Origin of the sequence: Bifidobacterium sp. M0353, assembly GCF_016100645.1 — a bacterium.
GTDB classification, from domain to species: domain Bacteria; phylum Actinomycetota; class Actinomycetes; order Actinomycetales; family Bifidobacteriaceae; genus Bombiscardovia; species Bombiscardovia choladohabitans.
The window spans coordinates 334,592-347,135 of sequence record NZ_JACFSB010000001.1 but is presented as its reverse complement, the minus strand read 5'-3'; the positions used below and the strand labels follow the sequence as shown (position 1 = coordinate 347,135).

Here is a 12,544-nt window from a genome sequence, read left to right as displayed (position 1 = left end):
TAAAAAAAAAACATGGCCGCACGTGCAAGACCATGATTTCTGCAATAGCCTGAATAGCCGGACAGAACCGCTGCTCTGCCCAAAAAAGCTGGACCTACTTGACCGGATCTACTTGTCTGTAGTGCGATCCGAGGTCCCCTGCTCCAGTTCATCCATCTGATCGAACATATGCCTGAGCCGATCCAGCAGACAGTCCGGTGCGCACTCGGGGCGCAGATATCGGCGCAGCTCCTCGATGACCATGCGCTCCCGATCATCACAGCAGGATTCCGGATCGAAGCAATCGCTGGGATCCACGCAGGAGGCATCCTGGTAGATGCGCAGACTGGTGTGGGATACCCTGACAGAGCCGCCGTCATCGTAGGCGTAGTGACTCATCTCCACGCGTCCGTCCATGCTCCTGCCCGCTTCCTGGTACCCAATCTTCGGGGGCCCTCAGTGCCCCTTACTGCTGATCTCTTTTTTTATACTAGGCCTGGCAGCACCAGCGCCATGTTGTTCCGCTGAGGGCTTGCCTGCAGCATCACGACCCTGCTGGTAGCCGCGCTCCTGGGCATACCGCTCCAGCTCCTGGCGCAGCTGCGATCGAGCACGGTTCAGCCGGCTCATGACCGTGCCGATCTTGATGCCCTCCTCATCGGCCACCTGCTGGTAGCTCTTGCCGTCGATGGCGGCATCGATGAAGACCCGCCGGCGTTCCGGACTGAGCCGGTCCAGGGCGGCCATGATCTCCTCGGGGGCGAAGGTCTCCATGTACTCCTGCTCGGCGGACTTGAGCCCCTCGGACCCGTGCTCCGAAGCCGAATAGATGTCCCAGTCGTTGTACTCGCCGGTCGAGTCGTTGGCCCTCTGAGGGCGCCGCTTGGCCTTGTGATACTGGTTGAAGTAGGCGTTGCGCTCGATGGTGGTCATCCAGGCCTCGAAGTTGCTGCCGGGTTGGAAGCGGTCAAAAGCCTTGAATCCGCGCTCGAAAGTATCCTGGACCAGATCCTGGGCGTCGTCGGGGTTATTGGTCAGGCGCATGGCCTGTCGGTAAAGCACATCCACCGCAGGCATGGCCAGGGCCTCGAATTGACGTTTTCTGCTTTCGAGTTCGCTGGTATCTGCCACACCCCTATTGTGCCATCCCCCCTCGCCCGTTGCGGTTCCGACCCGGTCGCGGGCCGGTAGCTCCTCGGTTACCATAATGACGAAGGAGAAATCACGCTTATGGAAAACACCGAGTACACAAGCATGGAGCAGGCGCTTGAGTCCGCCCCGCAACAGGAGGAATCAACTCGCCTAGGGGACTCCTGGCTTCTGGGGTTCGACACCGAGACCACGGGCACCAGACCGGGCAAGGACGGCATTGTCTCGGCCAGCCTGGTTCTGCGCGACCCGACCAAGGGCTACTCAGGGGATGCAGTAGCCACCTGGATAGTCAATCCGCACCGGCATATCAGCAAGGGCGCCAGTCGGGTCAACGGGTTCACCGATCAGCAGCTGGCCACCGAGGGTATGGAGCCTGAGCTGGCCACCGAGCAGATGGCCGGATTCATCGCCCGCGCCCAGGACAAGCGCATCCCCCTGCTGGCCTACAACGCCCCCTTCGACGTGCAGATGCTGGACGGGGACATCGCGCGCTGGTGCGCGGGCTCGGTCAAGCCCCTGAGCGAGGGCGATCTGCTGGTGGTGGACCCTCTTGTTCTGGACAGGGAGATCTCCCATCGGTCGGGCCGCCGCAACCTGGGAATGACCAGCGAGTACTACGGTGTCATCCCCCACGGCAACTTCCACAATGCCACGGCGGATACGGTGGCCGCCGTGGACCTGATCAAGCCCATGACCACCCTCTTCCCCCAGGTGGCCCGAATCACCATGGACTCCCTGATGGACTGGCAACGGCAGGCGCAGGCCAAATGGCGGGAACAGTTCAACCAGCACCTGATCTCCCAGGGCCGCCGCCCGGTCACCGACTCCTGGCTCTGACCTTTCATCACCGGGCAATGGTTGGCCCAGTCACTTCCGGTATGGGACCTGAAGCATATGTATATTTTCGGTCAAGGGGTGGCGGGACTCCTCTGTGCCTGCCTGGCCGGGACTATAGACTTGGACCTGGCCTCGACCGGATTGTAGTCGGGCTGAAAGAATCCCATCAGACGAGGAGGAAGACGGCATGGCGCTGACGATGGCTTCGGCCCTGGAACTGCTGCGCAAACACGATCAGCTGCGCGAGGTAATTCAGGGTGACCGATGGACCTTGGATCAGCCCGCGGATCACCATTTGCTCAAGCCCTTCACCGACGTCACCTACGACACCCGCCAGGCGGGACCCGGCAGCCTGCTCTTCTGCAAGGGGCATTTCCTGCCCGAGTACATGGATGCCTGCGGCCCCGAAGGCCCGGCAGCCTACGTGGCCCAGCAGGATCTGTCCGCCCACACCAGCGCCCCGGGAATCATCGTCAACGACGTGCGCAAGTCCATGAGCCTGCTCTCGGCCGCCTTCTACGGCTACCCCCAGAACCAGCTTACCCTGGTGGGAATCACCGGAACCAAGGGCAAGACCACCACCGCCTATTACCTGCACGCCATGCTGGGCGAACTCTCCGGAGGTCGGGCGGCCCTGTTCTCCTCGGTGGACAACTGCCTGGACGGCCGCCATTACGTAGAATCCCAGCTGACCACGCCCGAGTCGCTGGACCTCTTCCGCATGATGCGCCAGGCAGTGGATGACGGCATGCGCTACCTGGTCATGGAGGTCTCCTCCCAGGCCTACAAGGTGGATCGTGTCTATGGACTGACCTTTGACCTGGGTGCTTTCCTGAACATCTCCCCGGACCACGTCAGTCCCATGGAGCACCCCACCTTCGAGGACTACCTCTACTGCAAGCGCCGCATAGCCTACAACAGCAGGCAGCTGGTCATGGGAGCCGACATCCAGAGGGCCGACCTGATCCGTCAGGATGCGAGAGCCGCCGGCATTCCAGTGACCACCTTCGGATTCGGCCAACAAGAGGCCGACTTCGTGGCTCGCAAGGCTCCAGGCAAGGGCAACGACTATCTGATCGGCCCCTCCAGTGGTCCCATGACCCCGATCAGCCTGTCCATAGCCGGTGATTTCAACGCCCTGAACGCCATAGCCGCTTTTGCCATGCTGAACCGGCTGGGGCTGGAACCCGATGCCGATGCACTCCACGCCATGGAGAAGATCCGCATCGCAGGCAGGATGGAATGCTTCCAAGCCGACAACCGGATTGTCTATGTCGATTACGCCCATAATTACGCCTCTATGAAGGCCCTTCTGGACTTTGTGGATGAGCGCTACGGCGAGCGCAAACCTGAGATCACCCTGGTCTGCGGAGCAACCGGCGGCAGGGGAATCGACCGCCGAAAGGGCATCGTCCAGGCAGCCCAGGACCGTATCGATCGGCTCATCCTGACCGCTGACGACGAAAACGAGGAAAGCTCGGAACATGTGGACCAGGAGATGCTGAGTTTCGTCACCAACGCCAACCTGAAGACCAGCATGGTGCTGGACAGGACCCAGGCCATCGAACAGGGTCTTGGCCAACCAGGCCAGCCGGGGGATCGTCTGCGGATCATTCTGGTCACCGGCAAGGGCGAGGAACGCTGGTTCAAGAACAAGGGCCGCCACGTGCCCTACGAGGGCGACGACCACGTAGTGGCACGTCTGCTGGGCACAAAAAGCTACGACCTGGGAGCCACAGGCGCAGCCAAGGTCTGACGATTCCGACAGGTTCTAAGATGGAAAGCCGAATGCCCCGCGGCAGGGTGGGGCGCACGAGCACATGGTAGGTGGTTTCAGAAATATGAAAGAATTCCAACCGGTCATACTGGGAACCGACATCAACACCTACGGGATGGCGCGAGCCTTCCACGAGGCCTACGGCCTGGTCTCCACCGCATTCGGCCACTACCAGCTCTCCCCCACCAAATACAGCAAGATCCTGGACCTGCACCTGGTCCACGACTTCACCAATCCCAAGGTCTTCGTGTCCACCCTGAACGACTGGGCCGACGCTTATCACCGGGACCACCCAGGGGCCACCCTGCTCCTGCTGCCCTGCGGGGACACCTACGCCAACCTGCTGGACGAGTTCGGTGAGCCCCTGCGCGAGCGGTTCGTCTTCAACGCCATCGACAAGGAACTGAACCGGTCCCTCTCGCTCAAATCCTCATTCTACGAGCTCTGCGACCGCTATGACCTTCCCCACCCGAAGACTGTTTCGGTGGATGCAGATGACGTCAAAGCCGGCCGCCACCGCAACCTGCCCTTCGACTACCCGGTGGCCATGAAGCCCGCGGACAGCGATGAGTGGCTGGGCATCGACTTCCCGGGCAGGAAGAAGGCCTTCATCTTCAGCAACCCGGATGAGCTGGACACCATGATCCGCAGGTCCTACCAGGCCGGATACACCTCCAAGATGGTCATCCAGGACTTCGTGCCCGGGGGCGATGACAACATGAGGGTGCTCAACGCCTACGTGGACCGTCACCACCGGGTGCGCATGATGTTCCTGGGTCATCCCCTGCTGGAGGATCCTGCTCCCGAGGCCGTGGGCAACTACGCGGCCATCATCCCCGACTACAACCAGGACATCTTCGACCGGATCAAGGCCTTCCTTGAGGACATCAAATACAGCGGGGTGGCCAACTTCGACATGAAGTACGACCCGCGCGACGGCGTCTACAAGCTATTCGAGATCAATCTGCGCCAGGGCCGCAGCAGTTACGTGGTCACCCTGAACGGCTTCAACCTGGCCCGCTACTTCGTGGACGACCTGGTTCTGGACACCCCCTTCAACGGACGCACCGTCTTCGGCCGGGGGCATCGCCTCTGGATGGAGATCCCCAAGGACATCTTCCGCAAATACTGCGCCGAATCCGAGGACAAGCGACAGGCCATGGCCATGATTCGCCGCGGGGACTGGGGCACCACCCTGGAGTACGGCAAGGACCGCAATTTCAAGCGCTGGCTGCTGATCCGACACATGTTCGCAATCTATCGGCGTCGTTACCGGCGCTACTTCCGTGACAAGAGGACACTGGCATGAGGAACTTCTTCGTCGTCCTGGGCGGCATGGGCACGCTAGCCACCGAGAGCTTCGTACGGGTGCTGGACCGGATGACCGGGGCGCACCGGGACCAGGACTTTCTGGACTACGTGGTCTTCAACCACGCCACCGTGCCCGACCGCACCGAGTTCATCCTGGGCCGCAGCAAGGATGACCCCTTCCCCTATCTGGCCGAGGACGTGCGCCAGGCCACAGCCATGGGCGCCTCCTTCATGGTCATGGCCTGCAACACCGCCCATCAGATTCTGCCCAGGCTCCAGGCCCTGACCCCGGTGCCCATTTTGAGCATGCCCCAGGCCACCATCGACTGGGCTGATCGGCATTATCCTGCGAAATCCCATCCGCGCATGGGGTACATGGGCACCGAGGGGTCCCGCCATGCCGCCATCTACCAGGGCCCGGCCGACAGCGCCGGCTACCAGCTGGTGGACCCGGACCAGGCCCTGCAGGACCGGGTGAGTGCGCTGATCTACGACGACGTCAAGGAAGGCCGACTGGACCGGGACCGCTACCTGAGCGTCCTCGAAGCCTTCCTGAACGACTACCACTGCGATTCGGTCCTGCTGGGCTGCACGGAGCTCTCGGTGCTCAACGAGGCCTACCCCATGCCGCAGCTGCCTATCGTGGACTCTCAGGCAGTCCTGGCAGAGGTCACCCTTGATCGGGCTCTGGCTCTTCGCGGCCGGAACGATTCGGCTCTTTCAGCCGCTGGGAAATGACGGCCGTCACCCCATCCCCCCGCATGGTGACTCCGTAGAGGGCATCGGCGATGCCCATGGTCCGCTGCTGATGGGTGATGATGATCAGCTGGGCATGCTCCCGCAGCTGTTCGAAGGCCTTGAGCAGCCTGGTCAGGTTGACGTCATCCAGGGCGGCCTCGACCTCATCCATGACATAGAAGGGACTGGGCCGGGCCGTGAAGATGGCCAGGAGCAGGGCCAGGGCCGTCAGCGAACGCTCCCCACCCGAAAGCAGGGAGAGCCGACGGACCTTCTTGCCGGCTGGACTGGCCTCGACCAGAACGCCTGTGGTCAGCAGGTCGTCCGGGTCCTCCAGCCGCAACCGCCCGCGCCCTCCGGGGAAGAGGGTGGCGAAGATACGTTCGAAGGCCTGTGCAGTGTCGTCGAAGGCCTCCTTGAAGACCGTGACCATGGTCGAATCCAGATCCTTGACCAGGGCCATCAGATCGTCCCGGGAACCTATCACATCCTGACGCTGCTCATGCAGGTAGCGGTTGCGGGACTCCAGGGCTTCGTATTCCTCGGTGGCCAGCGGGTTGACCTTGCCCAGGGCGGCCAGGTCCCGCTTGGCCTTGGCCAGCCGCTTCTCCTGCTCACCGCGCTGGTAGGGAACCGTTTTGAAGGCCGACGAATCCCCGTCCTCCTCCGTCGGCTCCTGGTCCAGGGGCACGGGGTTGCCCTCGTCATCCAGGACAGGCACCGGATGGTCGGGGCCGTATTCGCGGATCAGCTCCTCCGGTTCCATGCCCAGGTCATCCTGGATGCGCTGGCGCAGACGGCCGTCCTCGCCGGCCAGACGCTCCCGCTCAAGATCCAGACCATGCTCGTCCTGTCGCAGACCGGCCACCTTGGGTTCCAGAGCGTCCCTGTCGGCCCGCAGATCGGTCAGCTCCTTGTCGTGTGCCGAGGCCTTGGCCCTGAGCTGATCCCGGCGGCGGGCCGTATGGTCCATCCTGCCCTTGATCAGCTGGGCCAGCAGGTCGGCCCTGCGCGCAATCAGCCCCAGGGAGGCCATGCCTGCCTTGCGACGACGGTTCTCCTCGCCTATCCGCTGCCGATGGCGTTCGGCCTGGTCGGCCTGATCCCGCAGCAGATCAATCTGTCGCAGTAGGGAGGCGTGCCGCCGGTCGGTCTCGGTCCAGGTCAGCTTGGCCTCCATCTCGGCCGTGCGGGCCTGGTCCAGGGCCGTCTCCAATTCATGTTGTCGCTCTTCCATGCCCTCCGGGTCATCAGGGTCAGACCCCCCGTCCTCCTGGGCTCGGGCCAGTCCGGCCTTGAGGTCATCCAATTTGAGTTCGTGGGTACGCACCTGGTCGCGCACCTGGGCCAGGCGAGCCTCCAGATCCTTGACCCCGGCCTGGGCCCGATCCGATTCCTTGCGGGCAGCTGCCAGCTCCCGGGCGGCCTGCTCGGCCTTGACCCGGGCCTCGGTACACTGGTTGCGCGCCTCCTGCAGCTTCTTCTCAGCCTGCTCAAGAACAGCACGGGCCGCATCCATCTGCGGCCGCAGTGCCTTGGATTCCTCCTGGAGGGCCTCCACCTGTGCCAGGGCCTTCTCCCTGCGTGCGGTCAACGCCAGGTCGCTGGTGGCCGGGGCGGATCCGCCCACAGCGCCAACCCGGTCATAGAGGTCGCCCGGGCGGGTCAGCGCCTGCTGCCATCCGTCCTCCAGGGCACGGTGGGCCTGATCAACGTCATCGACGGCAGCTGTGGAGGCCAGCAGACTGCGGACAGCATCCAGCACCCCCTGGGCCCGGTCAGGATCGGCAGGATGCTCCCGCAGGGCCACCAGGTCAGCGGCCGACCGCCAGGGGCCCTCGCCGGGCTTTACGCCTGCCCCCTCGAGCTGGCCTGATGCCGAAATCAGTGCGGCGCGTCCCAGACGGTCCCGGCGCGCCCGCTCCAGGGCCTGGTCGACCGTCTGGCCATCCTTGGCCACCAGGGCCGAGGCATAGTCGTGCAGGGCCTGGGCCAGGGGCTCCTCCCAGCCCTCCTCTACGCGGACGAAGTCGGTCAGCTGACCCAGCAGGGCCGGATCCCCGGCCTGGGACAGAGCCTCGCTAGCGCCACGATGGTCCAGTGTGTCCGCCAGGGCATCGGCCTTGGCCTGAGCCGAGATGGCATCGGACTGGATCCGACGTTCCCGCTCTTGAAGATCGTTGAGTCTGTTGCGGGCCTGGTCCCTGACCTGGCCTGCCTGGTCCAGAGCCTGTCTGCCATCCTGGTCGGGGCTTTCCTCCTGGCTGTCCAGGTCCCGCACACGGTTCCTGGCCCGTTCCAGGCCCTCCCTGAGCTGATCCTGCTGCCGGGTCAGGTCACGCTCGCGCTGCCTGGAAAGTTCCAGAGCCGATTCCTCCTTGGCCACCAGCTGTGCCAGGTCCCCCAACCGAGCCTGCCGTTTTCTGGCCGCCTGCCGCAGCTCGGTCATGGTCTGCCGGTGAGCGGCCAACCGCCGCTCCAGATCCGCACGGGCTTGAACACAGCCATCCAGGGCAATCCTGTCGGCTCCGACCTGGCCCTCCTCCCGGTCGGCCTGGCCCTTGAGTTCGTCGGCCCGCCGCCTGAGCACACCGGGATCCTGCCCCTGGTCGGCCACCATGCCGGCTTCCAGCGAACGGCTGCGCTCCCTGGCCAAGGATGCCAGGGACCCGGCCCGCTCACCCAGCTTGGTCAGGTCGTTCCACTGCTGATTGACCGCATCCAGAGCCGGACTGGACTGCCGATCCAGCCCCTCCAGCTGTTCGATGCGCAGCTTGACCCTGGTCAGCTCCTCCTGCCCCCGGGCCAGCTGCCCACGGGTCTGAACCATCCGCGAGCGCAGATCCTCCAGCTTCTTTTGCGAGGTCAGGGCGTCGTCGGCATGGATGCGGGCCTGGGCGTCCCGCAGGCTGACCTGGATCATGTCGGCCCGGCGGGAGACCTTGGCCTGTCGGCCCAGCGGGCCCAGCTGCCGATGAATTTCGCCGATCAGGTCATCCAGTCGGGACAGGTTGGCCTCGGTGTTGGCCAGCTTATGCAGGGCCCGCTCCTTGCGCTTGCGGTGCTTGAGGATGCCGGCCGCCTCCTCGATGAAGGCCCGATGACCGGCCGGATCAGCCCGCAGGATGGTATCCAGCCGCCCCTGGCCGACGATCACGTGCATCTGCTGGCCCAGCCCGGTGTCGCTGAGCAGCTCCTGGATGTCCAGCAGGCGGCAGTCTGACCCGTTGATGGCGTATTCGGACCCGCCGTTGCGGTAGATGGTCCGGCTGATGGTGACCTCGGTGTAGTCGATGTCCAAGGTCCGGTCGGTGTTGTCGATGGTCAGGCTGACCTGCGCCCGGCCCAGCGGCGGCCTGGAGGAGGTGCCTGCGAAGATGACGTCCTCCATGGATCCGCCACGCAGGCTCTTGGCCCCCTGCTCGCCCATGACCCAGGCCAGGGCGTCGACGATATTGGATTTGCCTGATCCGTTGGGGCCCACCACAGCGGTGATGCCCGGCTCGAAGCGCAGGGTGGTGGCCGAGGCGAAGGACTTGAAGCCCTTGAGGGTCAGCTCCTTGAGATACATCAGGCGCGCTCCGCCTTAGGCTTGGCCAGATCGGGGTTGGGACGCTCGGCCAGCAGGGTGCGGGCGTCGCCGGCGGTGACGAAGCTGCCGCAGATCAGCACCCCCCGGCCATAGCCCACGCCGGTCTGGTCCTCGCTGTCGACCATGTCGACGGCGGTCTGGATGGCGTCGGGCATCCGGTCGCGCCGGACCACCCGGTCTGGCCCGAAGACCCGGACGGCGACCCGCTCCAGATCCTCGGCCGGCATGACCCGGCCCTTCCAGGAGTTCTCGGTGACCACGACGCTGTCCAGCACGGGCTCCAGTATGCCCAGATAGTCCTCCACCTGCTTGTCGGCCATCATGGAGATCACGCCTACCAGCTGCTTGAAGTCGTAGTTCTCCTCGATGGCCGAGCGCAGGGACTGGGCCGCGTTCAGGTTGTGCCCGCCATCGATGATGATGGTGGGCGAGGTGCGCACCTGCTCGATCCGTCCGGGGATGCGCACCTGGCTCAAGGCCTCTGCCACCAGATCCTGGTCCAGGGCCCCGTTGACGGGGATGACGGTCTCGGCCGCCGCCAAGGCCGCCAGGGCGTTGTGGGCCTGGTGCTCGCCGAACTTGTCGATGGGTACATCCTTGTAGAGTCCCTGAGGCGTGCGCAAGGTGGCCACCTGACCGCCCACTGCGGGCATGCGGGAGACCACCTCCAGCTCGTTGCCGTCCCTTAAGAGGGTGGGGGCTCCCTGCTCGCGCACGGCCTGCTCGATGATGGGCATGACGGCATCCTCATGGGGCTGGGCGCCGACGATGACCGTGGACTTGGGCTTGATGATCCCGGCCTTCTCCCCTGCTATCTGCTCGACCGTATCCCCCAGCCACTGCATATGGTCCATGTCCACCGGTCCGATGATGGAGGCATCGCCATCGAGGACGTTGGTGGCATCCCAGCGGCCGCCCATCCCCACCTCGACTATGGCCACGTCCACGGGGGCGTCGGCGAAGGCCCAGACGGCCATGGCGGTAAGTACCTCGAAAAAGCTCATGGGAGCCCTGCCCTGCTGGGCGAAGCGGTCGTCCACCATGGCGATGAAATCCTCGATCTGCTGGTAAAGGTCTACGAAGTCCTCGTCTGAAAGCTCCTTGCCGTCGATGGCGATCCGCTCGTTGATCCGCTCCAGGTGTGGCGATGTATAGAGCCCGGTGCGCAGACCGTAGGCCCGCACCAGAGCCTCGGCCATCCGCGCCGTGGACCCCTTGCCGTTGGTCCCTGTGACGTGGATGACCCGGAAGCTGTGCTCGGGGTGGCCCAGCAGGTCCAGCATCATCCCCATCCTGTCCAAGTCCAGATTGGGGCTGTCATGCTCGGCGGGACGCGCCATGATGGCCCGCTCGACATCGCGAATATCCTGACCCTTGCTGTTGGGGTGTTCGAATGACATATTCTGCCTGCGCCTCCTGCTGGCTGTGGATGCTTCCCGCCCATTCTATGCGCGACCGACCCCGATTGAGGGCCGAAACAGCCGACTGTCACATCGGCCGAACGCACTACCATGGAACCAACATAGTCAGAACCGGAATTTCAAGGAGGCTGGACGTGACCGCATCCGCTCAGGAGCATCTACAAGGAGACGCCGATCCCAAGAACGTGGACCTGGATGAGCAGAATATGGAGGACCGGGTGAACAACCGCACCCTGCGCCCCAACTCCCCCGCCTTCCAGGAGTTCATGACCACCGGCTGGCAGCCCCAGGAGCCGCAGATCGAGCCGCTGGAGTCCAGCAAATACACTGAGCGCCGCCTGCGTGAGCTGGGCCGACGCTTCCCCGGTGAACGCCTGGTCATCCCCGCCGGATCCTACAAGACCCGAAACAACGACAACGACTACGCCTTCCGCCCAGACACCACCTTCGCCTACTACACGGGCCTGGGCGAGGACTACGAACCCGGAGCCATCCTGGTCCTGGACCCGGTGGACCCCGACAGTCCCGAGGCCGCCAAGGGCCTGACCCATACCCCTGAGCTCTTCGTCCATCCCCGGGCCGATCAGTCCACCCGCGACTACTACCGGTCCTCACAGTACGGGGAGTACTGGGTGGGTCCCCGGGCCGGACTGCGGGAGCTGGCCGTCATGACCGGCATCCCCACCAAGGACATCGCCTCCTTCCCTGATGCCATCGCCAAGGATCTGGGACCGGACCAGGGTGCGGTCAAGCTGCGTGTGATCCGCACCGCCGACCAGGAGGTCCTGAACCAGGTGGAGGCCGCCCGCAAGGCCAACGGCATCGGTGGTCCGGACCGCAATGAGGAAGCCGACGACAAGCTCGAGGAGTTCACCTCCGAGGCCCGCATGATCAAGGACGACTATGAGGTCAGCGAGATGCGCAAGGCCATCGCCGCCACCAAGGACGGGTTCGACAGGATCCTGACCCACCTGCCCCAGGTGGTGGGCAAGCCCCGCTCCGAGAGGATGCTGGAGGGCGTCTTCAACGCCAACGCCCGCGAAAAGGGCAATGACGTGGGCTACGGGTCCATCATCGCCTCGGGCAAGCACGCCCCCATCCTGCACTGGATGCGCAACGACGGGACTGTCCAGAAGGGCGACCTGCTCCTGATCGACGCCGGCGTGGAGGTCAACAGCCTCTACACGGCCGACATCACCCGCACCTTCCCCGTAGGCGGCACCTTCAGCCCCCTGCAGAAGCGGATCTACCAGACCGTGCTCAAGGCCCAGCAGGCCGGCTTTGAGGCCGCCAAGCCCGGCGCCACCTATTCGGACATCCACCATGCCGTCATGCGGGTGCTGGCCGAAACACTGCACGAGTGGGGCATCCTCAAGGTCAGCGTGGAGGAGTCCCTCTCCCCCCAGGGCCAGCAGCACCGCCGCTGGCACGCCTGCGGATGCGCCCACCACCTGGGTCTGGACGTGCACGACTGCGCGGAGGCCAGGTACGAGTCCTACCAGGGTGCCCCCATCACCCCTGGGATGATCTTCACCATCGAGCCCGGACTCTACTTCAAGGAGAACGACCTGCTGGTGCCACCGGAGTTCCGCGGCATCGGCGTACGCGTGGAGGACGACGTGCTCATGACCGAGCAGGGACCCCAGTGGCTGTCTGCAGGCATCCCCAAGACCGTGGAAGAGGTGGAGGTCTGGATGGCGCAGCGGGCTGCGCTGGCCGACCCTGACCGGGACTGAT

Annotated in this window: 9 protein-coding genes; 5 read left to right on the top strand and 4 right to left on the bottom strand. The window is 64.4% G+C overall.

Annotated elements, in window-relative coordinates:
- Positions 1-108: 108 nt before the first annotated feature.
- Positions 109-396, bottom strand: a complete 288-nt coding sequence (locus H3V04_RS01235; protein ID WP_198186955.1) for a hypothetical protein — start codon at positions 394-396, stop codon at positions 109-111.
- A gap of 39 nt (positions 397-435) precedes the next feature.
- Positions 436-1,056: a sigma-70 family RNA polymerase sigma factor gene (locus H3V04_RS01230; RefSeq protein ID WP_198187479.1), complete on the bottom strand. Its 621-nt coding sequence runs from the start codon at positions 1,054-1,056 to the stop codon at positions 436-438.
- 153 nt (positions 1,057-1,209) lie between these two features.
- Between H3V04_RS01230 and H3V04_RS01225 the strand changes: the two genes are divergently transcribed.
- From H3V04_RS01225 to H3V04_RS01210, 4 genes are all read left to right on the top strand, one after another.
- Positions 1,210-1,968: an exonuclease domain-containing protein gene (locus tag H3V04_RS01225; protein WP_198186954.1), complete on the top strand. Its 759-nt coding sequence runs from the start codon at positions 1,210-1,212 to the stop codon at positions 1,966-1,968.
- A 187-nt stretch (positions 1,969-2,155) separates the two neighbouring features.
- On the top strand, positions 2,156-3,724 hold the full coding sequence (locus H3V04_RS01220) for a Mur ligase family protein (RefSeq protein ID WP_198186953.1): 1,569 nt from the start codon (positions 2,156-2,158) through the stop codon (positions 3,722-3,724).
- Positions 3,725-3,809: 85 nt separating this feature from the next.
- Positions 3,810-5,054, top strand: coding sequence for a carboxylate--amine ligase (locus H3V04_RS01215; RefSeq protein ID WP_198186952.1), 1,245 nt, complete (start codon positions 3,810-3,812; stop codon positions 5,052-5,054).
- Complete coding sequence (locus tag H3V04_RS01210; RefSeq protein WP_198186951.1) at positions 5,051-5,794, top strand: aspartate/glutamate racemase family protein; 744 nt, start codon at positions 5,051-5,053, stop codon at positions 5,792-5,794. The genes H3V04_RS01215 and H3V04_RS01210 overlap by 4 nt, the downstream gene beginning before the upstream one ends.
- Here H3V04_RS01210 and smc read toward each other — a convergent pair.
- A complete protein-coding gene (smc, locus tag H3V04_RS01205) occupies positions 5,727-9,365 on the bottom strand; it encodes a chromosome segregation protein SMC (protein ID WP_198186950.1) in 3,639 nt (1,212 codons plus the stop codon). The genes H3V04_RS01210 and smc overlap by 68 nt on opposite strands.
- Positions 9,365-10,786 carry a folylpolyglutamate synthase/dihydrofolate synthase family protein gene (locus H3V04_RS01200; protein WP_198186949.1) on the bottom strand — a complete coding sequence of 474 codons (1,422 nt, stop codon included), beginning with the start codon at positions 10,784-10,786 and terminating at the stop codon, positions 9,365-9,367. The genes smc and H3V04_RS01200 overlap by 1 nt, the downstream gene beginning before the upstream one ends.
- A gap of 155 nt (positions 10,787-10,941) precedes the next feature.
- Here H3V04_RS01200 and H3V04_RS01195 point away from each other — a divergent pair, with 155 nt between their 5' ends.
- On the top strand, positions 10,942-12,543 hold the full coding sequence (locus H3V04_RS01195) for an aminopeptidase P family protein (RefSeq protein WP_198186948.1): 1,602 nt from the start codon (positions 10,942-10,944) through the stop codon (positions 12,541-12,543).
- Position 12,544 lies beyond the last annotated feature (1 nt).